This window comes from Microcoleus sp. BROC3, from assembly GCF_036702515.1.
Lineage (GTDB): Bacteria > Cyanobacteriota > Cyanobacteriia > Cyanobacteriales > Microcoleaceae > Microcoleus.
In genome coordinates this window covers 113,684-134,557 of record NZ_JAUBTQ010000009.1, presented here as the reverse complement: position 1 = coordinate 134,557, position 20,874 = coordinate 113,684, and the positions used below count along the sequence as shown (strand labels likewise).

Here is a 20,874-nt window from a genome sequence, read left to right as displayed (position 1 = left end):
CTGCGATCGGATATCGCCCCAATCTCAATAATCTGTTTGGGGGCCTGCTGTCCGTTTTGGCCCCACTCTTAACATTTATTTCTCGTTGAACAGGCATCCTGCCTGTGATGGCGTGGAACAGGCATCCTGCCTGTGATAGCTCTTGACAAACGATCGGTTCTTTATTCTTATTCTCTTAAATTTTCCCATGGTAAAACGACGCCGGGCCAAAGTTTCTGTTTTAATCAGCGTTTCAGTTTGCGTTATTGCGATCGGCTCTTTGGTTGCTGGGACGAAATGGACGGGTTTGGGCTCGTTCCAGAAGGCCCAGCAGCCCCTGGAGGGAGCGAATTCCGAATCGGAAGTCAAGATGCTCGTGTCGCTGTCACCGATCGAGCGATCGGCAAAATTAGTTGAACTCGCAGCCAGTGAGTCGGTAAATACGAACCCGCAGCAGCAAATCTCCCCTCAAAGCCGCGCCCGTTACCTGCTTGCCAGCGATTTAATCCAGCAAGGAAATGCCGTCAAAGCATTAAAATTATTGGACAAATTAGAGCAAGAATATCCGGTTTTAGCTGCTCACATTGCCCTAAAAAAGGCGGAAGCCTACCAATTGAGCGGCGACAAAGGCAAAGCCCAAAAAGCTTGGCAGGAACTGCTCAAAAACTATCCGAGCGACCCCGTAGCAGCGGAAGCTTTATATGTTTTAGGCAAGTCAAAACCGGAATATTGGCAACAGGCAATTACTGAATTTCCCGCTCATCCTCGCAGCGTGGAAATTGCCCTCAGCAAGTTAAAAGAAAATCCCAATCAGCCGGAGTTGATGCTGCTGGTAGCAAAATACGGTCATTATGTCAAAGATTACGGTACAATTTTGGAACAACTCGTGCAGCGAAACAGCGCTGCTTTGAAACCGGAAGATTGGGAAGAAATTGCCTTCGGCTATTGGGAAAAACAGGATTACGGTAAAGGAGCTATTGCTTACGGGAAAGCTCCCCGCACCGCCAAAAATCTTTACCGCAAAGCTCGCGGTTTGTGGCTCGACGGAAAAATCCCGGAATCGAGAATTGCCTATCAAGAATTAGTGCGGGATTTCCCCGATGCCGAAGATACTGGTTTGGGTTTAATTCGGCTGTCGCGGTTGAACGAACCGAAAGAAGCGATCGTTTTGCTCGATCGAGTTATTAGCAAATTCCCCAATTATGCCGCCGAAGCTTTGTTAGATAAATCCAAACTTCTCGACAAATTAGGCAGCGGTCAATCCGCCTCAGATACCCGCAAGTTGCTATTGACAAAATACAACAATTCTGATAAAGCAAGCGAACTGCGGTGGACGATCGCGCAGCAGTATGCCAAAGGCGGAGATTTAAAATCAGCTTGGCAGTGGGCGAGAGAATTAACCACCCACAATCCCGACAGCGAACAAGCTCCAGAAGCAGCATTTTGGGTCGGAAAATGGGCACAGCAACTCGGCCGCCAACAAGACGCCAATACTGCATTTGAGTACACTCTCTTACGCTATCCAGAATCATATTTTGCGTGGCGATCGGCTGTACTTCTCGGCTGGCCCGTAGGCGACTTTACCACAGTCCGAAATTTGTCTCCTAATGTAGTGCGGCCCCCTCAGCGCCCCGAACCAACAGCCGGTTCTCCTGCGTTAAAAGAACTCTATCAATTAGGTCAAGATAGAGATGCTTGGACGCTGTGGCAAATAGAATTTATCAACCGCGTAGAACCAAGTATTGCGGAACAGTTTACCGACGGTTTAATGCGAGTAGCAGTCGGAGACAATTTAGACGGTTTGTGGATGGTTGGGAGTTTGCGGCAGCGCGAAAAACCCGATGATAGAACCCAATACCTCGAACTCAGACAGCAACCGATTTATTGGCAAGCGCTTTATCCTTTTCCTTACTTAGAAACCATTGTCAAGTGGTCAAAAGAACGCACAATAAATCCAGTATTAGTTACCGCATTAATCCGGCAAGAATCGCGGTTTATGCCCGCTATCAAATCATCTGTTGGTGCCACCGGGTTAATGCAAGTAATGCCGGAAACAGCAGCTTGGGTTGCTGATAAAATCAGCCTCAAAAAGTATTCATTGGAGAATGTGGACGACAACGTTAAACTCGGTACGTGGTATTTGGATCACACTCACGACGAATACAAGAATAACTCGATGTTAGCTGTGGCGAGTTACAATGCCGGGCCGAATGCAGTATCAGATTGGTTGAAGAGGTTTGATTTTAGTGACCCGGATGCTTTTGCGGAAAAGATTCCGTTTCCTGAAACCAAAGGATACGTGAAATCGGTGTTTGAGAATTACTGGAATTATCTGCGGATTTACAATCCAGAAGTTAATCAGTTAATGAGCGAGCATTATGCGGCTGCTCAGAAAAAAGCAAAGCCTTAGTAAATTTGGTTTTAGGCTAAGCTTTCAGGAACGGGATCTCCGGCCCGTTCCACAAACAAATTTATTTTGTGTATTGATTTTGTGGGGTGGGCTTCTAGCCCGCCCCTCATCAATATTCCAGAAATTCAAATTATGGAACGCTCAAATAAATCAGCGGCATCCCAAGGAATCGCGAGTAGAAATCCCTGTTTGAGAATTAATCCCGGTTGCCTTTGTACACAATTCTTTAACTTGTGATCCGTCCATAATTGCGTCAGTAAAATCAGCGCCGGTGATATCTACACCCTCAAAAGTAGAACGCAGCAAAATTGTTTCCGCTAAAATTGCATCACTTAAATCGGCATTAGTAAATTTAACTTGATCTATCATTGCATTAGTTAAATTCGCTCCGTGCAAATTCGCCTCAGTCATCACCGAAGCGCTCATAATTGCTCCCCGCAAATCGGCATTAGAAAAATTAGTCAAGTCCATATTAGCGTTAGAAAACTCAGCGGCCCGCAGCATTTGACCGGAAAAATCGCGTCTTGTCAGTTCGGCATTGCTAAAGGACAGCGGAGGAGCGTAATATTTAGATTGAGCCAGGGCTGGCCGCGGGAAGATGAAGATAGTTAACGCGAATAGCAATGCAGCTAGTTGCCGGAGTTTCATAAGTCTGATATTCTTGCAAGGTGGGTATTTCGTAGTGTATCCCGAACTTTGGTCGATCGACTAAACAGGTACAATCTTAATTAATAGTGATGGAGATGAAAAAAAAGATATGCTAAGTTTTTTCTTAACTTGGATAGTAGCAGCGGTTTCGCTGATCGTTACCGCTAACATTGTACCAGGTATTTCGGTGGTTAGCTTTCCGGCGGCGATGGTGGCTGCTGTTGTTATCGGATTGGTGAACGCGGTTGTCAGACCGATTCTGACATTGCTGACGCTGCCTTTGACCATTATTACTTTAGGTTTGTTTTTATTCGTTGTGAATGCAATTTCGCTTTCCCTGGCTTCGTTGTTGGCGGGTGCGTTCAATATCGGCTTTGCGGTTAACGGTTTTTGGCCGGCTTTGTTTGGTTCGATTGTTTTGTCATTTGTTTCTGGGTTGATTGGTCGATTTGTGAATGCCAATACTTTGTCTCAGTAATATATTATCCCAGATACTCGATCGGGCAAACTGCAACCGCTACTGTTACCGCAGAACCCGCCCTAACCCCTCCTTGTGAAAGGGGGGGATTTTTGCTGCGAAATATTTGTTTAGGGACTAAAAGCTTTTTACGGGCGGGCAGGATGCCCACCCCACCAGCAGATTCACTCTGTGTAGAACAGGCATCTTGCCTGTTGTTGAGAATGGTACAAGATATCTGTTCGATCGCACAAAGTGCCGCCGCTTCTGCTACACTAGGCGTCCCGACTTGTTTGACTGCAATATTTGAAGGATTGGGGACTTCTACGGAACTTAAAATGTCAGCAGCAAAGGTTTTTAACGGCCAGTTTCGCTCTTGACAAAGTTCTAACAAGCCGACTTCACCTGCTTTAGTGTCTATTGTAGCAATACCTGCGATCGCACTTTCCGCTAAATGATTAGCGCGACATACATTTTGAATCGCAGTTTCGATTAATTCTCGCGCTGTGTAGCGTTCGCAACCTATCCCTATCCACAACACTCTCGGATGCCACTGAACCTTTGGCAAAGCAGATTCCGGCGAAAATCTTCTCTGCGTGAAACTAATCCAAATTCGGGCGTTGATAGTTGATAGATTTTCCCCATCCCAATACAAAGAATGTTTTTCTGGCAGACTGTTTTGCCACAAAGTAGAACCCACTTCTTGAATTACTTCTACAGTTTCCCCTCTAGCCATAGCCGCCGCCACTCCTGTCCAGTCACCTTCGCCCCGCCTCCAACCGCTGGGAATCTCTAGCATATCTAAAGTAAATTCATCGCTCATTATTCAGTTATCTATTCTGTAGTTTCACTGCGACCGCAATCTAAAAAAAAACTTAACACTCTGTTTAGTGAAATCTTGGTATAATTGTAGCGCAAACTACAAAAAATCCAACATTTAAGATGGTAGAACTAAATAAGTTACTGTTAGAGTTTGAAAGCAACCTCAAATGGGAAGGAGTGACAAAAGAATGGATAGAGCGCCGGGAAAGTTGGGTTAGCGATGTGGCAGCATCAGTTAACCTGACATATCTAGCAGAATTGCTAGTTGAATTGGAATCTAACTTGAAGTGGAAATCGGTGGATATTCCGTGGCAACAGCGTCGAGACCGTTGGGTAGAAGAATGTCTGGGAGCATCGATTGTTCAAGAAGTATCAAGTTTATTGCTAGAACTTGAAACCAATACAAATTGGGAAGCGGTTACCGATGAATGGCAGCAAAATCGCGAGAAATGGGTACAGCAAGTGCACAAGTTTAAGGAGTAGGTTCGAGGATTCAGAGCCTGTAGATATGCGTTTTCAGACTCTCAAATTTCCTAATGACTAATCACTAATTCTTCATCTTTCTGCAAAACCCAATTCACAAAAATATCAGCGAGTCCTTCAGCCATTTCCTGCATTTGCTGCCGAGAAGCATTCGGCTTCATAATCGTATTTTGACTGAAGGGCGCGACTGCAAACATTCCCAAAAATACCTGAGCCGTTTCCCAAAAAGCCTCAGCCACATCGCTCATTATAAAAAACCAACAGTCTAAATCAATAAAATTTGTACCATTATAGCACAAACTGCAAACAAGAAAAAACTTGATATGGTAGAACTAAACCAATTACTGTTAGAGTTTCAATCCCACCTAAACTGGGACGCAGTGACGGAAGAATGGAAAGAACGTCGCGACTGTTGGATGAGGGAGGTGTCAGCAGCAAGTGACGAAAAACACCTAGCCAAATTGCTAGTTGAATTAGAATCAAATTTTCAGCGAGAAGCGGTACAAAGTCTCTGGAAAATGATCCGTGAAAGTTGGGTAGAAGAATGTCATATAGCATCGACGCTGGAAGAAGTATCAAGTCTCTTGCTGGAACTTGAAAGCAATACAACTTGGGAAGTAGTGACAGATGAATGGCAGGATAATCGGGAGAAGTGGGTACAAAAGATGTACGATTTTATAGAGTAATAATTCACTTAATCAAAATCCACTTTCATGGTGAATGATGTCCCTCCTGTGCGGTTGATTGTCTCGCTTCCCTCAATTACTTTAAATCCCGATCGCTCGTACAAACTCAGGGCTCGATTCGAGCTTCTGACACTCAGGGATACCGATCGATAAGAGACTTGTGCTGCTGACAGCAAACGAGCCAGCAACTGCGTTCCTACACCCTGATTTGTATATTCTGGAAGAACGGCGATCGCCAATTCCGGGATAGTATCGTCAACCCAGCCAAAGCCCTTGTCATCCTCTGTAAACAAACGCAGCCAGGCGGCTCCTACTGGCTGGCTGCCGTTCAATTCGATGGCTGCGAAGCCCAAATCGTTTGCACGTCCCCAATTCTTGACATATTTCGCAATTAAAGGATGATTCACAACAGCTTGCACCGTTGATTCGCCTTCTTCTGCCATGTGCGCCGCTTCATACAGCATTTGCCACAGAAAAGGCTCGTCTTCCTGCGTTAGCGGCCGAATAGAATAGTGCAAAATTTTGCCCATAACAACTTTTCCCTGTTGCCCTAATTATTCATCTTTCAGCAAAACCCCATTCAGAAAAATATCGGCTAATCCTTCAGCCATTTCCTGCATTTCCTGCGGTGAAGCATTCGGCTCCATAATGGTATTTTGACTGAAACCTGCAACTGCAAACATTCCCAAAAATACCTGAGCGACAATCTTCGGATTCATCTTCCGATAAACTCCTTTTTCCATCGCTGTTTCAAAAAAAGCCTCAGCAACATCGCTCATTTTTCCGATGACTTCCAACTGAATTCTGTCGCGTAAATCCGGGTGAAATTGCGCCTCCAAAAAACACACCCGCATCATGTCGCTATTCTCGCGGATATTCAGCATCCGTCGCCGCATCACCTGAGCCACTGCTTTGTAACTGCCCATCTCGCTTAATTCAGTCAGCAAATCCGTCAGCAACTCCACCCATCCTTCCGTCGCCACCTCAATCAAAATCGCTTTTTTATTATCAAAATGCCGAAATAGCGTACCCTCGGCCACCCCCGCCGCCACTGCTAAATCGCGAGTTGTCGTGCCGTCGTATCCGCTGCGGGCAAACAACCGCTGAGCGGCTTGTAAAATCCGCTTCTTGGTTTCTGTTTCAGAAGGAGGAGACTGATTAAAAATTCGCATGGCTTTGCAATCGGTAATTTGCGACTTGGAACTACGGGTTCGGGACTGAAAAACTAAATTATGTTAAGTTTTAAGTTGTGCGTGACTTTAATCTTAAACTGGAAGTGACGCAACAGATCGCTTATCCCTCCGAAAATCTTTATGCTTAAAAAGCATCTCTTGTTATTCGCCATAAACTTCTTGCCGTTTGACAATCCAAAATCTAAAATCTAAAATCTAAAATCCAATGACCCTTTGTGAGATTTGCTGTATCAGCCTAACATCTGGGGCGCAACAGATCGCTTATGCCTCCAAAAATCTTTATCCTTAAAAAAGAATCTCTGGCCGGCGAGCACAAACATTTTTTGTTTGACAATCCAAAATCTAAAATCTAAAATCTAAAATCGAATGACCCCGCAGTTCCAAAAACCCCGTGAAGCGAAGCTATCCCGTAGGGAATCGCCCGATCGCCAAACTCGATTCATAGCCTCCCTGCTGGCCGCTGTACTGCTGTGGTGGGGCATTTCTCCCGAAATCGCCCTCGCCCGCCCCAACCCCGCTAGCGGCTCCCAAGCAGTCTCTGTTCAACCGTCGCTCGATCGAGTAATCAAGCAAGTCACCGAATTTAAGCTCGACAACGGCATGACATTCATCGTGCTCGAAAGGCCCAGAGCACCCGTAGCATCGTTTCTGATTCACGCCGATGTCGGCGGCGCAAACGAACCCGACGGTCAAACAGGTGTTGCTCACTATCTCGAACATTTAGCCTTCAAAGGCACGCCAAAAATTGGCACTACCGACTACAAAGCCGAAAAGCCGCTGCTAGAAAAACAAGACCAACTCTTCGAGCAAATGCAAGCAGCCAAAGCCAGCGGCAAAACTGCAGAAATCGCCACATTAAAAGCAGAATTTGACAAAGTTGAAGCCGAAGCTTCGCAATTTGTCAAGCGCAACGAACTCGGCAAAATAGTCGAACAAGCCGGCGGAGTCGGACTAAATGCCGCTACTTCTACCGACGCCACAATGTATTTTTACAGCCTCCCAGCGAACAAGTTAGAAATGTGGATGTCGCTGGAATCAGAGCGATTTCTCGAACCAGTATTTCGGGAATTTTACAAGGAAAAACAGGTAATTTTAGAAGAGCGCAGGCTGCGAACCGAGAATTCTCCGATCGGACAAATGGTTGAAGTTTTTGCCAACAAAGCTTTCTCTGTTCATCCCTACCGCCGCCCCGTAATTGGCTACACTGAAGACATTACAAACCTCAGCCGCAGCGACGTGCAGAAGTTTTTCGAGACTCACTACGTCCCCAGCAAGCTGACTGTGGCGGTGGTAGGAGACGTGAAAGCTTCGGAGGTGAAGCGACTCGCTCAAATTTATTTCGGCCGTTACAAGGCGAAACCAACCCCTCCAGAATTGCAACTTGTCGAACCTCCCCAAACGCAAACTCAGGAAGTCACGCTGAAATTAAAAACTCAACCTTGGTATTTGGAAGGATACCACCGGCCGGCGATGAATCATCCCGACAATGCGATTTATGAAATGATTGGTTCTTTGCTCAGCGATGGCCGCACTTCTCGGCTTTACAAATCTTTGGTAGAACAACAGCAATTGGCGCTGGCGGCTCAAGGTTTCAGCGGTTATCCGGGGGACAAGTATCCGAATCTGATGTTATTTTACGCTCAAACTGCTCCGGGCCGCACGGTTGATGAAGTAGCCTCCGCTTTGAGCAAGGAAATCGATCGCCTGAAAACTGAGCCGGTTTCCGATTTGGAATTGGAGCGAGTGAAAACTCAGGCGAGAGCCGATTTGTTGCGATCGCTCAATTCTAATATGGGCATGGCATTTTCCCTGCTGGATTATCAAGTAAAAACCGGTTCGTGGCGAAATTTGTTCAAGGAATTGGATGCGATCGCGGCTGTTACTCCCGCTGACATTCAGCGTGTCTCTCAGGCAACTTTTCGCCCGGAAAACCGCACGATTGGTAAGCTTTTGCCACTGTAAGAAGAAGGTTCGGCAACGGATTAGCTTTCTTCGGATGTAACGGATGTCAGTCCGATTGAAGTCGGAAGTCGGAAGTCGGAAGAAGGAAGAGGGAAGAGGGAAGAAGGAAGAGGGAAGAAATACTCGTTTCCAGGCTCTGCCTGGGAACGCATATGGGCGAGGCTCTGCCTCGAATTGTCAAATTAGGAAACATTGGAGAAAGAATGAAAAGGACTAAATTGAGACTGAAAAAAGTAAAGTTATTTCTGCTGTCGCTTTGCTTTTTTACTGTTTCACTTGGCACGTTTAATTTGTTACCTTCCTTTGCGGCGGCACCCAAACACTACGACGAATTAACATTTCCCCCGCTGTCAGAAATTAAACTGCCTAAATACACTCGCTTCGATCTGAAAAATGGCATCCGGGTGTATCTTATGGAAGACCGGGAACTCCCGTTAGTTGGGGGAACGGCGCTATTTCGCACGGGCGAGCGTTTTGAACCTGCCGATAAAATCGGATTGGGAGGTTTGACGGGAGAAGTGATGCGAACTGGCGGCACGAGTCGGCATACGGCTGATGAATTAAATCAGTTGCTAGAACAGCGAGCAGCTTCAGTAGAAACGGGGATTGATGTTAGTTCAGGCAGCGCTAATTTTAGTGCTTTAGCTGAAGATGTGGAACCCGTGTTTGACTTATTTGCGGAAGTGATTCGGGAGCCAATATTTGCTCAGGAAAAGTTAGATTTAGCGAAGAACCAAACTCAAGGTGCGATCGCCCGCCGCAATGACGATCCTGACGACATTACCGGCCGCGAGTTTGAAAAGTTAATTTACGGCGATCGCAGTCCTTACGCGCGCACGGTAGAATACAAAACCCTCGCGAATATTTCCCGCGACGATTTGGTGAGTTTCTACCAGAAATATTTCCACCCCAAAAACATGATTTTGGGTATTTCTGGCGACTTTGACACTTCTAAAATGCGATCGCTCGTCGAGCAAAAATTCGGCAACTGGCAACCGAATCAAAGTGCAGAAGTGCCTGCGCTACCAACCGTATCGCCAGCAAAGGCCGGCGGCATATTTTTGGTAAATCAGCCACAACTAAGTCAAAGTTACGTGCAAATGGGACATTTGGGCGGAATGCTCAGCAGTCCAGATTACGGTGCTTTGGACGTGATGAATGGGGTTCTCAACGGTTTCGGTGGCCGTTTGTTTAACAATGTGCGATCGCGCCAAGGCTTAGCTTATTCAGTATACGCGGCTTGGAGTCCGAGATATGACTATCCGGGGGTGTTTGTCGCAGGAGGCCAAACGCGATCGGACGCCACAGTACCGTTTATCCAGGCAATTCGCGCCGAGATCGATCGTATCCGCACCGAACCAATTACCCCGGAAGAATTAGCTTTTGCTAAAGATTCCACCCTAAATTCTTTCATCTTCAAATTTGAAAATCCCAGTCAAACTTTGTCGCGCTTAATGCGCTACGAATACTACGGTTATCCCGAAGATTTCATTTTTCGCTACCGCCGCAGCATCGAAGCAGCAACAGTTGCCGACGTGCAGCGCGTAGCCAAAACTTACTTGAAACCGGAGAATCTGGTAACATTAGTAGTGGGAAATACTGCGGCAATTCAACCGCCGTTATCGAGTTTGGGAACTTCGGTCAAAGTGCAATCTGTTGATATCACCATTCCTTCGGCAACTTAATCCGTAATAAGGAGTAAAGTCATTACTACAAACCATTTTAAGGTTCCCAATAATGACTTTATTCCTCTCTTGTTGTGTTACAGACATCCCGCCTTTTCATGCCAGCCGATCGGGATCGACACCCAACTCGCGCAACTTTGCCGCCAATAAATCCGCCCGCTGACGTTCCTGTTGGGCCCGCAGCCGTTCCTGTTGGGCCTGTTCCGAGCTCCACAGCAGCAAATTTCCACCCTCATCCCACCAGCGCAGCCAATTCATAGTTTGGCCCAGCCGTTCCCCCGGCCAAATCCCCAGCCATAAATCTAACTCTGGAATCCGCACCCGTCCCTCAGTATCAGCGGTCTGCGCTGCATAGCCCCCATTTTGCAGATACCGCACTTCCAGCTTGGGCTCGTAGGGGTCGTAGGTGACGTAGGTGGGCACTTGCAGAATCTGTTCGTAGAAGTAGAGCTTGCCGTAGGGAGGAGTCGATCGCACCGACAGTTCGCCGTAATCTTCATTAGACAAAAACTCCATCACCACGGATACCCGCACACCCTCCAGATTCGGCGTGTAGCTGCGGCGAATCGTGCCCTCAGCGACTCGATGCACTTGCGGCACGTAAAACCAATCCGGTGCTTTGACTACAGTCTGCTTATTTACTGTCGCTACCAGTCCAAAATTGGAACCGATTAGGGCGATCGGCCCAATAAGTCCAGCGGCTCCCAGAGCATCGGTGAGAGCAGCCGCAAGGGGTGGTTGTTGAATATTTTCCACGGGATCGTCCGGTAATACAAAGTCGGCTGGTAAGGCTTCCCAGGTGACAGTTGGTGCTTTGGAACTCGATGGGATTTGAAGAACCATTAGCTCATACCATTTTAGGTTTTAGATTTGAGATGGGAAACAGCATTACCATTGGTGTCAGCTCAAGCCTAAAACCGTTGATAAATCTCGCTTTTATCCGAGACCAGATCCCCCTAAATCCCCCTTAAGAAGGGGGACTTTGAGAAGATTCTTGTCCCCCCCTTCTTAAGGGGGGCTAGGGGGGATCTGGTCTCAGCGGTAAACAGCAGTCTGTAACTACGTTTGATGTTAAGTTGACACCAATGGGCATGGCCGTTTCCCCACAGTTTACCGCTAAAAATCAATACTCAAAGGCGCTCTCGGAAACGGAATCACATCCCGAATATTCCCCATTCCCGTCATAAACTGCACCAACCGTTCAAATCCCAAACCAAAGCCAGCGTGAGGCACAGTACCGTAGCGGCGCAAATCCAAATACCACCACAATTCCTCCTTATTCATACCCTGGGCTTCCATGCGCCGCTCCAACACATCCAGCCTTTCTTCCCGCTGCGAACCGCCGATAATTTCCCCAATATTAGGAGCCAAAACATCCATTGCTCGCACCGTTTTCTCGTCATCATTTAAACGCATATAAAATGCTTTAATCCCGACGGGGTAATCGCTGACAATTGTCGGCTTCTTAAACAAGTCCTCCGCCAAATAGCGCTCGTGTTCCGACTGCAAATCCAAACCCCAACTTACCGGAAAATCAAACTTTTTGTCTGCTTTTTCCAAAAGTGCGATCGCCTCCGTGTAAGTAATCCGCTCAAACTGATTGTTAATGATGTTGTCAGCAGTAGCCAAAACCGTTTTGTCAATGCGCTCGTTGAAAAACTCCATATCTTCCGGGCACTGCTCCAAAACGTATTTAAAAATATACTTTAAAAACGCCTCAGCCAAATCCATGTCTCCCTGCAAATCGCAGAAAGCCATTTCCGGTTCAATCATCCAAAACTCAGCCAAATGTCGCGAAGTATTAGAATTTTCCGCTCGGAAAGTCGGGCCAAAAGTGTAAACATTTCCGAAAGCCATCGCCATAACTTCCGCTTCCAACTGGCCGCTAACTGTTAAATAGGCGCGCTTTCCAAAAAAGTCTTTAGCATAATCAACCTCTTGCGAATCAGTGCGCGGCACATTCTTTAAATCAAAGTTGGTAACGGCGAACATTTCCCCCGCACCTTCGCAGTCGCTAGCAGCAATAATCGGAGTGTGAACCCACAAAAAACCGCGTTCTTGAAAAAATTGGTGTACCGCCGCCGAACAAGCATTGCGGACTCGAAAGACAGCACCGTGGGTGTTTGTGCGCGGCCGCAAATGCGCTATTGTCCGCAAAAACTCAAAGGAATGCCGCTTTTTTTGCAGCGGATAAGTTTGCGGGTCTGCATCCCCGTAAACTTGTACTTGTGAGGCTTTCAACTCTATTCGCTGTCCTTTTGCTGGAGATGCTACCAGCACTCCCGACACTTCTAAAGATGCACCTGTATTCAGTTGTTTCAGTACATTTTCAAAGTCTGGCAAATCGGAATTTATGACTACTTGCAAGTTAGCCATGGCCGAACCATCGTTGACTTCGACAAAGGCAAATTCTTTCAATTCGCGCTTAGTACGAACCCAGCCTTGAACAGTTACAGTTTCGTCGGGTTCACCTGAACGCAAAATTGCTGCTATTCGTTGATTTGTCATAATATCCACTCCTGTTTATTTAATATTTATTTTGCACCATCTTTCTCTCTTTTCTCTTCCTCTGCGCCCTCTGCGCCCTCTGCGGTAAATAAAAAAATCAAAAATCCCAACATAGTTCAACCTGCATAGGATTTCAAAATCCAACCGATCAAAATACCGAGTCCCCCAAAGCGAACTGCTTGCCAAAAAGGTTGTTTGATGCTTCCCCAAGAAAACAGGCTGCTTTCTAAATTCAACTCGATAGTTTCCAATTCTTGCTCAATTTCCCGCAATTCTTTTTTGAGTTCCGGCAATGGATTTTGGCGCTTGGACTGGCGGATTTCTTCGCGCCGATGACCGAGTTCTACTTGGCGCTGTCGATCGACCTGAATTTGAGTGTACCGTTCTTTGAGTGCTGCGAGCGATCGCTCAACTGCTGCGATCGCTTGAACAAACTCACTTTCTTGCTCTTCCGGATTTAACTCTGACGGCTGTTGAGGCATTTCGATCTGCAAACCTGACAATAATAAAAAAAACCGATTTCCAATTAAGTTGTTATTATATGCAGTATATTTTTTAAATTCAGAAACGGCAGCCAAATCCGTATAATTGCCAATTATGCTTGAAACTACACAAACAACCCAAACTGTCAACCTCAACGAGCTTAGCACGGTAGAACTAGCCCAGGCTCTAGCCGCGCGCCTCGCCATCCACGAAAAAGATTGGCACCGCCTCAAAGCCAACCGTTCCGCGCGAGCCTGCGAGCAAGCCGCGGCCGCTCTGGTTTTTTTGCTCAAAAAACAGCCAGAAGAAGCTCTCCCGCGCTTACAACAAGCAGCAGGATGGCTGGATCGATCGATATCGGCTCCTCCCTGTCCCACTCACGGCAAATAATTTTGAGTGTTGAGTCTTGAGTTTGGACTTGATTAGTCGCTCAAAATTTAGACAATCGCGCCGCTCGATCGAGCAGCGCGATTGTCAGATCAAAAGATTTATAATTTTTGAACTCAAAACTCACATTTTGCATTACGATCGGCTATCAATAGCCAGGTCTTTCAAATTCTCAGTCCAAGCTTGGGCCCGGAAACGAAAAAATTTGCAGGTCTAGCTGAGGTGAAAACTGCTGCCAAATATCGGTGCTAGCGCAAGCGAGGCAGCCGCGAGCGACTGGGAATTTCTTTGCACAGCCGTAACTCTGTACCTTCAGAATTCCACTCTACGCGATCGAATATTTGGTAAAGAATAAACAAACCCCTACCACATTCTTGTTCAACATGGGGGAGTGCAGAGTCATCTGCAACATCCTCTGCTAAGAGACTGTCGCAATCATCGGTATAAAGGTTGCAACTGCAAGGGGCATTAAAGCCAGAACCTTCATCCGATATCACCCACCAATATTGGTTTTGGACGATCGAAAAACGGACTCCAACAGTTTTAGCGGGGTCTAACTTGTTTCCATGCTTAGCAGCATTTACCAAAGCTTCTTGAAGCCCCAACCGCAATTCCGCTTGCCAGCGATCCGGAAGCTCTGCTAGGAGCAGATCCAAAATAGGACAAAGGTATAGGGTAGAAGCGAAGCTAATCGTAATCCAATTGCGTCCGACCGGACGGGCTGAAATAGCAATCACTCAGAAAACTCCCTAACTTTCAGGTGGATAAAGTTCACACCCTGCATAGTTGGCTCCCTAGTATTCAAAATGCTAATTAATTGAGCGGCGCAGCTCTACTTCTATCTTAGAGTATCCAAGCAATTAAGAACAGCAAACCACGTCACAAAATATTCTGCGATTCTGAGAAACTTCTGCAGAGAACCATCAGTAATTTTACTTATAAGTTCTCCCAGCAGCGAAATTTTTGATGTCGGCTTTTGCCAACTCGCAACCAAACGGCCCGCTGCCTCCCCCAAGCCGTCAACAACTCCCTACCAAACGATCCCCACCTTGAAAAGCTCGGAAATAACTATAAAAAAGTCGATCCCTTGACCCTCGCCAATCAGGTTCGACCCTCGCAGCCCCTGGGCAAGCGCCATCGCCCAGAACTTGCTGTTGCCGCCACACAGCAAAATTATCATACCTAGGTGTGTTGCAGCCAAAAGCCGATATATTTCCCAAATGCGATCGGGCAAAATATCTCCCATTGGCGCGACCCTCACAAAATCAATATTCGTTACAAAACTTATTGCGTCTGAGTGAGATCGCCCGCGAGAACCCAACTCGCCCAAATTGACGAATCCTTTGCTAGCCGAACCCAGGCGCGTTTGCGACACTTTATAAATCTGAACGTCGCGATACAATAGTTAAAGTAAATAATTATTTCTTTACATCATGCAAACAACCCCAGCCATCACCACAGCCCCCATAGCCGGCACTTACTGGCAGTGGCAGGGGCATTCAGTATACTACGTTAGATCCAGCGATCGGCATCCAGAACGCCCTCCCCTGCTGTTAATTCACGGTTTTGGCGCTTCCACAGACCACTGGCGCAAAAATATCAGCGGCCTGAGCAAAGACTTTGAAGTGTGGGCGATCGACCTTTTGGGATTCGGGCGATCGGCAAAACCCGAATTGCAGTACAGCGGCGACCTCTGGCGCGATCAACTCCACGACTTTATCACCAACATCATCGGTCGGCCCGCCGTACTAGCCGGCAACTCCCTCGGAGGCTACGCCGCCTTGTGTGTAGCCGCCCAGCGCCCCCAATCAGCCGCCGGACTCATATTAATCAACAGCGCCGGCCCCTTCAGCGAACCGCAGCCGGCACCCGAAGCCCCGCCCTTGCAAAAAGCCATATCTGTAGTAGCTAAAACTTTATTTCAGCAAGATTGGGCAAGTTTTCTGCTGTTCCAGTACGTGCGCCAGCGATCGACAATTCGGAAAACCCTAGAAAAAGTTTATCTCGACCAAAGCGCCGTCACAGATCAATTAGTAGAAGAAATTTACCTTCCCTCCTGCGATCCCGGTGCCCCCAAAGTATTCGCCTCCGTATTCCGAACACCCCAAGGCGAAAAAATTGACGTATTACTTAGTCAATTAAACTGCCCGTTGCTAATGCTGTGGGGAGAAGGCGATCCGTGGATGAATTCCGCAGAAAGAAGCGCTAAATTTCGCAAACACTATCCGCAGTTAACAGAACACTTTATCAAAGCCGGTCACTGTCCCCACGACGAAGTACCAGAACAGATAAACGAACTGATTCGCGCATGGATAATTGACCAATAGTCGATCGGCACATAGATAATTTTTCCCCTGCCATCTCCTCCCTCGGAGAGGGGGAAATTTATCCGATTTGCAGTAAAAATCTATTTATTGTGCCAACACAAACGCGGTTAAATTCTACTCACATATTCTGAGGAGACGGAAACAATGACCCGCAAAAAAACTCGCCGCAATTTTATATTGAGCAGTATAGCTGTTGCCAGCGCTATTGCAGGTGCTAAGGCGATCGAACAGCAGGATCGGGAAATCCCAGCCGCACCCAATAACCAGGCTGCCGCCACAGTAAAAATGCCAGAACGAGTGTTAGGCAAAACCGGCGTGAAAGTGCCGATTTTCGGTTTGGGTGGGGCCGGACAAACACCGCTTTCGCAGCCGGGAAGAGAAGCAGAAGCAGCGGCGCAAATTGAACGCGCGATCGAACTAGGCATTGGTTATTTTGACACGGCAGCCGACTACGGGCCCAGCGAAGAAAACTTAGGCAAAGTTTTGCCACCCTATCGATCGCGCCTATTCTTAGCCACAAAAACCGCCGCCAGAGACAGAGACGGCGCGTGGAGAGACTTAGAGCGATCGCTCAAAAGATTGAAAACCGATCGGCTAGACTTGTGGCAACTCCACCACGTCTCGTTCCAAGCCGAATTAGACCACATTTTCAGTGCCAAAGGAGCAATAAAGGCGATCGAAGAAGCCAAACAGCAAAAAATAATTCGTTTTTCCGGCATCACCGGACACCACGAACCAGCCATCATTGCCGCCGGCTTGCAGCGCTATCCTTTCGACACAACATTAATCTCCCTCAACGCCGCCGAAAAACATCACCCGCGCTCCTTTGTTACCAGCGCTTTACCAGTTGCCAAAGCAAAAAACATCGGCGTCATAGCCATGAAAATACCCGCTTACGGCAAATTATTTCAGAACGGTGTTTTAGATGGAATGCACCAAGCAATGGGCTACACGCTTTCACTTCCCGGCGTGCACTGCTGCGTCATCGCCGCCGAGTCAGTAAAGCAATTAGAAGAAAACTTCAAAGTCGCCCAAGCATTCAAACCGCTGAACACAACAGAAATGGCAGCACTTGAAAAACGCACCGCCGCCGCTTGGCAAGAAAATACATTTTTCCGACAGTGGACTTAAACTTCCCAATCCAAAATCCCCTTTTTCATCTGTGTTTATTGTGTTGTGTTTATTATGGCGCGGGACGCCCGTGAGTCATAGTTTTGTATGAAGACTCAAGTCCTCACTACAAAATTATAACGGTTATTTTTACTGAACTTGATATCATCTGCGGTGAAAATATTTCAAATCACAAAACAAGGCGAGCCAACCAGGTCGCCTTGTTATATATCATAAAAAATGCGATTTGTCAACAGCAAACCGCTACTTTTTTTTCCGTTTAGCCTTATCTAACCGCCTGCGATCGCGCCACTCAACAGAAGTCAAATAAGCGACCCCGCCAGTCACCGTCAGCAGCAGTACAAAGGCGACTAAAACGAGAACATTAGCAATCGAAAATTCCACAACCCCTCTTCCTCTGATTTTACATTTTCTACTTTCGATTTTAGATGAAAAATGTTAACAATTAACAGTTGAATGTTGACTGCTAACTGTTAATTGTTAACACTCGATTCAAACTGCTGGCAAATCTTCCAAAATTGTAAACCTCACATGATTAATTGCCAGAGTCCCCACGGAAACATCCTCCTTGTTTAAAGGAAGACCGCCGCTCGTGAGACTTTGGAACCGAATTCCCTTGCCAATTTCTACGTGATACCAAGCCAAACCCATAAAAAATCGCAAAGGATAAGGGCCTCTGTCTTGAATATCATCAGGATTAGATTCCATCGGCACCCAGCCAAAACCCGGAATGTAAAATTCCAGCCAAACGTGATTGAAATCTGGCTCCAGCGACACACCTTTTCTGTCAGCAAAAGCCGGACACTTGTAGCGCCCGATCGTGCGGCAAGCTATCCGGTTCAACCTTGCCAAAGCTAACAACAAGCCCACGTACTCGCCGCAAGAACCGATGCCCCGGCGTAATACAAGATCGGGAGTGTCAATGTGAGGCCTAATCCCGTAAGAAAGTTGGTCGTAAACAAAATTGCGAATGCTCAGTAACTGCCTCAGAATATTAGTTTCTGAGCCAATAGCCGCCACAGCAGCCGATCGCACAATCTCCGTATCCATCGCCAAATTATCATTGTCCACCAAATACTTAGCTGCAAACTCCGGCGACAGCTTGGGGATCTTTTCGACATCCCGAGGCGACAACTGATACTTAATCGATCGAACTTCTAACAATGCCTTCCAGCCAAAAATTCGGCGTTCCCCAGGGTGCAGCCGATCGAACTTAAACACCGCCACCCGTTCCCCTTCCTGAATTTCCTCAGTAAAAGGCATTCCGATCGGGGTAACTTTCCTTACCTTTTGCCGGTGAGTTTCCGAAGGCAAAGCAATCCGCCACTCCAAATTTTCGATTTCTACCTCATCGAGAGGAGACAGTTCCTCCACATAAGACATTTCCATCAAAAAACCGTTTGACAGAGCGTAGCGCTCGGCTTCATTGTAGTGAAAAGACAAAGGCTGAATAAAAGTGCGATCGCGCTTCGTCAACTGAAAAGGATCTTCTGAATTCGGATCGTCCCGGATGTAAAGTTCATCCCCGGCATAAGCCACGTACAGAACCTCCTCCCCGGTTTCGGAATCCTTGTGAAAAGCCAAACCAGAAGGCGATTCAAAGGGAGTCAAAACGCTAAATTTAATCTCCCCAGTTCCCCGTTCCAAACAGTAAACAGTTTGCTCAGTCTTATCGCAAACCCAAATTTCCTCATCCCGGACTGTGATATTTTCCACCCCAATACCCGGAGCGTAAAACCGAGTAATTTCGCGACCAGTTTTCAGGTCAAAAACCAGAATCGAGTTTAATCTCTGGCAAGTCACATAAAGCGTAGATTTCCACACAGCAATCCCGTCAGCAGGATAAGAAAGCGAAACAAAATGTTCCGGCTTGAGTTCAGTTATCGCCCCGTCCCGAATTGCGCCCCGACAGCAACAAATATCCTCATCCCGCGCAAACCAGAGAGTATCTTCCGAAATAGCCAGCCCCGTTGCGCCGGCAAACTTAGCCGTTTGATAAGGATTCAAAACAGTAGTGTTGTCACTTTCTCGATCGATCTCCAATAGCAGCCCTTCGGCGCGATCGACAGCGAACAATCTATTTCCTAAAAAAGCAATGCCGTGCAGTGCCAAGACTCCGATGGGTCTTACCATCTGCAGCCTCGAAGGTTGTTTGTCAGAGAGAACAGGTGAATCGAGATTCATGCTAAATTTCTTGCCGCTATTGTACAGAAAACCTGATATGTAACTTGTAGCCGAGCGCTTGAGGTTCACAAGCAAAATTGCCGAGGTTCCTGATATCCAGGGCTGACGCATCAACCGGGTACTTTTAAGAAAAGACTCGTTGTAGCCTCTTGTCAGACCTACAAAACCCGGAATATTTGTCTGGGTCAAAGTTGGGTTTAACAAGCTCAACCTAACCTGCTGCCCTGAATGCAAGTAAGTATAACCACTAAGCTACCACTGAAAAACGCGACCGCGAAGTCCATGTCGATCGGAACGGCAAAACTAATCGTATCTGCCTAAAGATATAAATTAAGTACAACAGATTGCTGGATTCCCCAAAACCTTGGGTAGAATAAAATCGTGCGACAAAGTTTTTAGGTTCATCAGAAGGCAGGTTGGTCATGGCTTGGAAGTCTGCTCTAAACATCGGTGCCTTTTCCTTAATTCTGTCTTTAGAGGCAGTTGCCGCCGGTAGTTTCTTAATACCAGCAGAGGCTCTCAACAGCCCCGCAAACAGCGTCCAGCGCCCCTCACGACCGCAGCTACCTCTCAACTGGCAAACAGTTCAACCCCCTGAACCAAGCGGAAACAGACCGAACAGCCAGCAATTGAGAGCGGCATGGAATAACTTTCAACCGCCGGAGGACGGAGTACCTGGAAGGCGGGAAGGGGGAGGAACCCGCGGCTTAGAATGCCCCACGGCCACAACTGCTTTAACTGCCTTGATTCCCCAATCAACTATGGGGCAAACCATATCAGCAACACCGACATTTTTTTACTACCTTCCCGTAGCCCTCGACAAAACAGTTCAGTTTGAGTTAGCAGACGAAAGGGACAAAACACTATACAAAAAAAGTTTTCGGATGGTAACTAGCCGTGCAGGTATCGTTAGCGTCAGCCTCGGCTCCGACGGCAACTCGCCAGCCCTGGAAGTGGGCAAAAACTATCAATGGTACTTTACTATCAAATGCAACCCAAAAAATACAACAGATGATGTTCTCGTTTCTGGGTGGATCAACCGCACTGCACTCGCCCCAACCGTGAAAATAGAGTTGGATCGATCGCCCGACAGCCGCGCCAAACTCAGCATATTCGCCCAACAAGGTCTCTGGTACGAGTACCTGGCAACTCTAGCTCAATTGCGTATGGAGTCTCCCAGCGATGCCAGTTTAGCGCTCAAGTGGTTAGAAGTGTTGAACTCAGTCGAACTGGGCAACATCGCCCAACAACCCTTAGTCACCAGTGAGTTAACACCCATAACCAAAAAATAATTCGACACCAGTTTCAAAAAAGAATGCAACCGTAGCCCCGTACCCCAAACCCCGATCGCCATAAGTCATTGCCAAATCTAAAATCTAAAATCTAAAATGGTATGACTTCTGGAGCAAGTATCAAAAACCCGGTTTCGATTGCGGTATTTGACAGCGCTACAGATGATTTTTGTCTGTTCCGGGTTTTTTGGTCGATCGTCCTCAATAAATTAAAATTTTTGTGCTCGTAAGCAGTTC

At 47.0% G+C, this 20,874-nt stretch carries 21 protein-coding genes and 1 pseudogene; 10 read left to right on the top strand and 12 right to left on the bottom strand.

Going from position 1 to position 20,874, the window contains the following annotated elements; genetic code table 11:
* Positions 1-187: 187 nt before the first annotated feature.
* The gene (locus tag QUB30_RS08285; RefSeq protein WP_333331738.1) at positions 188-2,389 is read left to right on the top strand and encodes a transglycosylase SLT domain-containing protein; all 2,202 of its coding nucleotides are present in this window, start codon (positions 188-190) and stop codon (positions 2,387-2,389) included.
* 150 nt (positions 2,390-2,539) lie between these two features.
* Here QUB30_RS08285 and QUB30_RS08280 read toward each other — a convergent pair whose 3' ends face one another.
* Positions 2,540-3,037: a pentapeptide repeat-containing protein gene (locus tag QUB30_RS08280; RefSeq protein WP_333331735.1), complete on the bottom strand. Its 498-nt coding sequence runs from the start codon at positions 3,035-3,037 to the stop codon at positions 2,540-2,542.
* A 109-nt stretch (positions 3,038-3,146) separates the two neighbouring features.
* On the opposite strand from QUB30_RS08280, the gene QUB30_RS08275 reads away from it, so the two are divergent.
* Positions 3,147-3,515, top strand: coding sequence for a phage holin family protein (locus tag QUB30_RS08275; RefSeq protein ID WP_333099821.1), 369 nt, complete (start codon positions 3,147-3,149; stop codon positions 3,513-3,515).
* A 4-nt stretch (positions 3,516-3,519) separates the two neighbouring features.
* Here the strand turns inward: QUB30_RS08275 and QUB30_RS08270 are convergent, their stop codons facing one another.
* Positions 3,520-4,317: a cobalamin biosynthesis protein gene (locus QUB30_RS08270; RefSeq protein WP_333331731.1), complete on the bottom strand. Its 798-nt coding sequence runs from the start codon at positions 4,315-4,317 to the stop codon at positions 3,520-3,522.
* Positions 4,318-4,436: 119 nt separating this feature from the next.
* Between QUB30_RS08270 and QUB30_RS08265 the strand changes: the two genes are divergently transcribed.
* Positions 4,437-4,799, top strand: coding sequence for a hypothetical protein (locus QUB30_RS08265; protein ID WP_333331728.1), 363 nt, complete (start codon positions 4,437-4,439; stop codon positions 4,797-4,799).
* A gap of 50 nt (positions 4,800-4,849) precedes the next feature.
* On the opposite strand, the pseudogene QUB30_RS08260 reads toward QUB30_RS08265, so the two are convergent.
* Positions 4,850-5,047: pseudogene (locus tag QUB30_RS08260) on the bottom strand (TetR/AcrR family transcriptional regulator); the annotation flags it as partial.
* A 75-nt stretch (positions 5,048-5,122) separates the two neighbouring features.
* Between QUB30_RS08260 and QUB30_RS08255 the strand changes: the two are divergent.
* The gene (locus QUB30_RS08255) at positions 5,123-5,485 is read left to right on the top strand and encodes a hypothetical protein (RefSeq protein ID WP_333331725.1); all 363 of its coding nucleotides are present in this window, start codon (positions 5,123-5,125) and stop codon (positions 5,483-5,485) included.
* Between the two features lie 8 nt (positions 5,486-5,493).
* Here QUB30_RS08255 and QUB30_RS08250 read toward each other — a convergent pair whose 3' ends face one another.
* Complete coding sequence (locus tag QUB30_RS08250; protein WP_333331722.1) at positions 5,494-6,015, bottom strand: GNAT family N-acetyltransferase; 522 nt, start codon at positions 6,013-6,015, stop codon at positions 5,494-5,496.
* Positions 6,016-6,039: 24 nt separating this feature from the next.
* Positions 6,040-6,657, bottom strand: coding sequence for a helix-turn-helix domain-containing protein (locus QUB30_RS08245; protein WP_333331719.1), 618 nt, complete (start codon positions 6,655-6,657; stop codon positions 6,040-6,042).
* A 387-nt stretch (positions 6,658-7,044) separates the two neighbouring features.
* Here QUB30_RS08245 and QUB30_RS08240 point away from each other — a divergent pair, with 387 nt between their 5' ends.
* Both QUB30_RS08240 and QUB30_RS08235 read left to right on the top strand, forming a co-directional pair.
* Positions 7,045-8,640, top strand: coding sequence for a pitrilysin family protein (locus QUB30_RS08240; RefSeq protein WP_333331716.1), 1,596 nt, complete (start codon positions 7,045-7,047; stop codon positions 8,638-8,640).
* Between the two features lie 203 nt (positions 8,641-8,843).
* On the top strand, positions 8,844-10,325 hold the full coding sequence (locus tag QUB30_RS08235) for a pitrilysin family protein (protein ID WP_333331713.1): 1,482 nt from the start codon (positions 8,844-8,846) through the stop codon (positions 10,323-10,325).
* A gap of 96 nt (positions 10,326-10,421) precedes the next feature.
* On the opposite strand, the gene QUB30_RS08230 is transcribed toward QUB30_RS08235, so the two are convergent.
* From QUB30_RS08230 to QUB30_RS08220, 3 genes are all read right to left on the bottom strand, one after another.
* A complete protein-coding gene (locus QUB30_RS08230) occupies positions 10,422-11,168 on the bottom strand; it encodes a Uma2 family endonuclease (RefSeq protein ID WP_333331710.1) in 747 nt (248 codons plus the stop codon).
* Positions 11,169-11,441: 273 nt separating this feature from the next.
* Positions 11,442-12,833, bottom strand: a complete 1,392-nt coding sequence (gene asnS, locus QUB30_RS08225; RefSeq protein ID WP_333331707.1) for an asparagine--tRNA ligase — start codon at positions 12,831-12,833, stop codon at positions 11,442-11,444.
* Between the two features lie 116 nt (positions 12,834-12,949).
* Positions 12,950-13,315 (bottom strand): DUF2203 domain-containing protein, encoded by a 366-nt coding sequence (locus QUB30_RS08220; protein WP_333331704.1) that lies wholly within the window; start codon positions 13,313-13,315, stop codon positions 12,950-12,952.
* A gap of 115 nt (positions 13,316-13,430) precedes the next feature.
* Here QUB30_RS08220 and QUB30_RS08215 point away from each other — a divergent pair, with 115 nt between their 5' ends.
* A complete protein-coding gene (locus QUB30_RS08215) occupies positions 13,431-13,706 on the top strand; it encodes a DUF6439 family protein (RefSeq protein WP_333231368.1) in 276 nt (91 codons plus the stop codon).
* A gap of 245 nt (positions 13,707-13,951) precedes the next feature.
* Here the strand turns inward: QUB30_RS08215 and QUB30_RS08210 are convergent, their stop codons facing one another.
* Both QUB30_RS08210 and QUB30_RS08205 read right to left on the bottom strand, forming a co-directional pair.
* Entirely contained in the window at positions 13,952-14,440 is a 489-nt protein-coding gene (locus QUB30_RS08210; protein ID WP_333238195.1) for an anti-sigma regulatory factor, read from the bottom strand.
* A 293-nt stretch (positions 14,441-14,733) separates the two neighbouring features.
* Positions 14,734-15,078 (bottom strand): hypothetical protein, encoded by a 345-nt coding sequence (locus tag QUB30_RS08205; RefSeq protein WP_333331700.1) that lies wholly within the window; start codon positions 15,076-15,078, stop codon positions 14,734-14,736.
* Positions 15,079-15,136: 58 nt separating this feature from the next.
* On the opposite strand from QUB30_RS08205, the gene QUB30_RS08200 reads away from it, so the two are divergent.
* Positions 15,137-16,030, top strand: coding sequence for an alpha/beta fold hydrolase (locus QUB30_RS08200; RefSeq protein ID WP_333331696.1), 894 nt, complete (start codon positions 15,137-15,139; stop codon positions 16,028-16,030).
* Positions 16,031-16,174: 144 nt separating this feature from the next.
* Positions 16,175-17,161: an aldo/keto reductase gene (locus QUB30_RS08195; RefSeq protein ID WP_333331694.1), complete on the top strand. Its 987-nt coding sequence runs from the start codon at positions 16,175-16,177 to the stop codon at positions 17,159-17,161.
* Between the two features lie 243 nt (positions 17,162-17,404).
* On the opposite strand, the gene QUB30_RS08190 is transcribed toward QUB30_RS08195, so the two are convergent.
* Together QUB30_RS08190 and QUB30_RS08185 are read right to left on the bottom strand one after the other, a co-directional pair.
* Positions 17,405-17,545 carry a hypothetical protein gene (locus tag QUB30_RS08190; RefSeq protein WP_333331691.1) on the bottom strand — a complete coding sequence of 47 codons (141 nt, stop codon included), beginning with the start codon at positions 17,543-17,545 and terminating at the stop codon, positions 17,405-17,407.
* Positions 17,546-17,653: 108 nt separating this feature from the next.
* Complete coding sequence (locus QUB30_RS08185; protein WP_333331688.1) at positions 17,654-19,345, bottom strand: transglutaminase domain-containing protein; 1,692 nt, start codon at positions 19,343-19,345, stop codon at positions 17,654-17,656.
* Positions 19,346-19,767: 422 nt separating this feature from the next.
* Between QUB30_RS08185 and QUB30_RS08180 the strand changes: the two genes are divergently transcribed.
* Positions 19,768-20,637 carry a DUF928 domain-containing protein gene (locus QUB30_RS08180; protein WP_333331685.1) on the top strand — a complete coding sequence of 290 codons (870 nt, stop codon included), beginning with the start codon at positions 19,768-19,770 and terminating at the stop codon, positions 20,635-20,637.
* Positions 20,638-20,874 lie beyond the last annotated feature (237 nt).

What these genes read in the sequence shown, in the direction of transcription:
- QUB30_RS08285 (WP_333331738.1), top strand. Translation starts at nt 188, where the DNA reads ATGGTAAAACGACGCCGGGCCAAAGTTTCTGTTTTAATCAGCGTTTCA.
- QUB30_RS08280 (WP_333331735.1), bottom strand. Translation starts at nt 3,037, where the DNA reads ATGAAACTCCGGCAACTAGCTGCATTGCTATTCGCGTTAACTATCTTC.
- QUB30_RS08275 (WP_333099821.1), top strand. Translation starts at nt 3,147, where the DNA reads ATGCTAAGTTTTTTCTTAACTTGGATAGTAGCAGCGGTTTCGCTGATC.
- QUB30_RS08270 (WP_333331731.1), bottom strand. Translation starts at nt 4,317, where the DNA reads ATGAGCGATGAATTTACTTTAGATATGCTAGAGATTCCCAGCGGTTGG.
- QUB30_RS08265 (WP_333331728.1), top strand. Translation starts at nt 4,437, where the DNA reads ATGGTAGAACTAAATAAGTTACTGTTAGAGTTTGAAAGCAACCTCAAA.
- QUB30_RS08255 (WP_333331725.1), top strand. Translation starts at nt 5,123, where the DNA reads ATGGTAGAACTAAACCAATTACTGTTAGAGTTTCAATCCCACCTAAAC.
- QUB30_RS08250 (WP_333331722.1), bottom strand. Translation starts at nt 6,015, where the DNA reads ATGGGCAAAATTTTGCACTATTCTATTCGGCCGCTAACGCAGGAAGAC.
- QUB30_RS08245 (WP_333331719.1), bottom strand. Translation starts at nt 6,657, where the DNA reads ATGCGAATTTTTAATCAGTCTCCTCCTTCTGAAACAGAAACCAAGAAG.
- QUB30_RS08240 (WP_333331716.1), top strand. Translation starts at nt 7,045, where the DNA reads ATGACCCCGCAGTTCCAAAAACCCCGTGAAGCGAAGCTATCCCGTAGG.
- QUB30_RS08235 (WP_333331713.1), top strand. Translation starts at nt 8,844, where the DNA reads ATGAAAAGGACTAAATTGAGACTGAAAAAAGTAAAGTTATTTCTGCTG.
- QUB30_RS08230 (WP_333331710.1), bottom strand. Translation starts at nt 11,168, where the DNA reads ATGGTTCTTCAAATCCCATCGAGTTCCAAAGCACCAACTGTCACCTGG.
- asnS (WP_333331707.1), bottom strand. Translation starts at nt 12,833, where the DNA reads ATGACAAATCAACGAATAGCAGCAATTTTGCGTTCAGGTGAACCCGAC.
- QUB30_RS08220 (WP_333331704.1), bottom strand. Translation starts at nt 13,315, where the DNA reads ATGCCTCAACAGCCGTCAGAGTTAAATCCGGAAGAGCAAGAAAGTGAG.
- QUB30_RS08215 (WP_333231368.1), top strand. Translation starts at nt 13,431, where the DNA reads ATGCTTGAAACTACACAAACAACCCAAACTGTCAACCTCAACGAGCTT.
- QUB30_RS08200 (WP_333331696.1), top strand. Translation starts at nt 15,137, where the DNA reads ATGCAAACAACCCCAGCCATCACCACAGCCCCCATAGCCGGCACTTAC.
- QUB30_RS08195 (WP_333331694.1), top strand. Translation starts at nt 16,175, where the DNA reads ATGACCCGCAAAAAAACTCGCCGCAATTTTATATTGAGCAGTATAGCT.
- QUB30_RS08185 (WP_333331688.1), bottom strand. Translation starts at nt 19,345, where the DNA reads ATGAATCTCGATTCACCTGTTCTCTCTGACAAACAACCTTCGAGGCTG.
- QUB30_RS08180 (WP_333331685.1), top strand. Translation starts at nt 19,768, where the DNA reads ATGGCTTGGAAGTCTGCTCTAAACATCGGTGCCTTTTCCTTAATTCTG.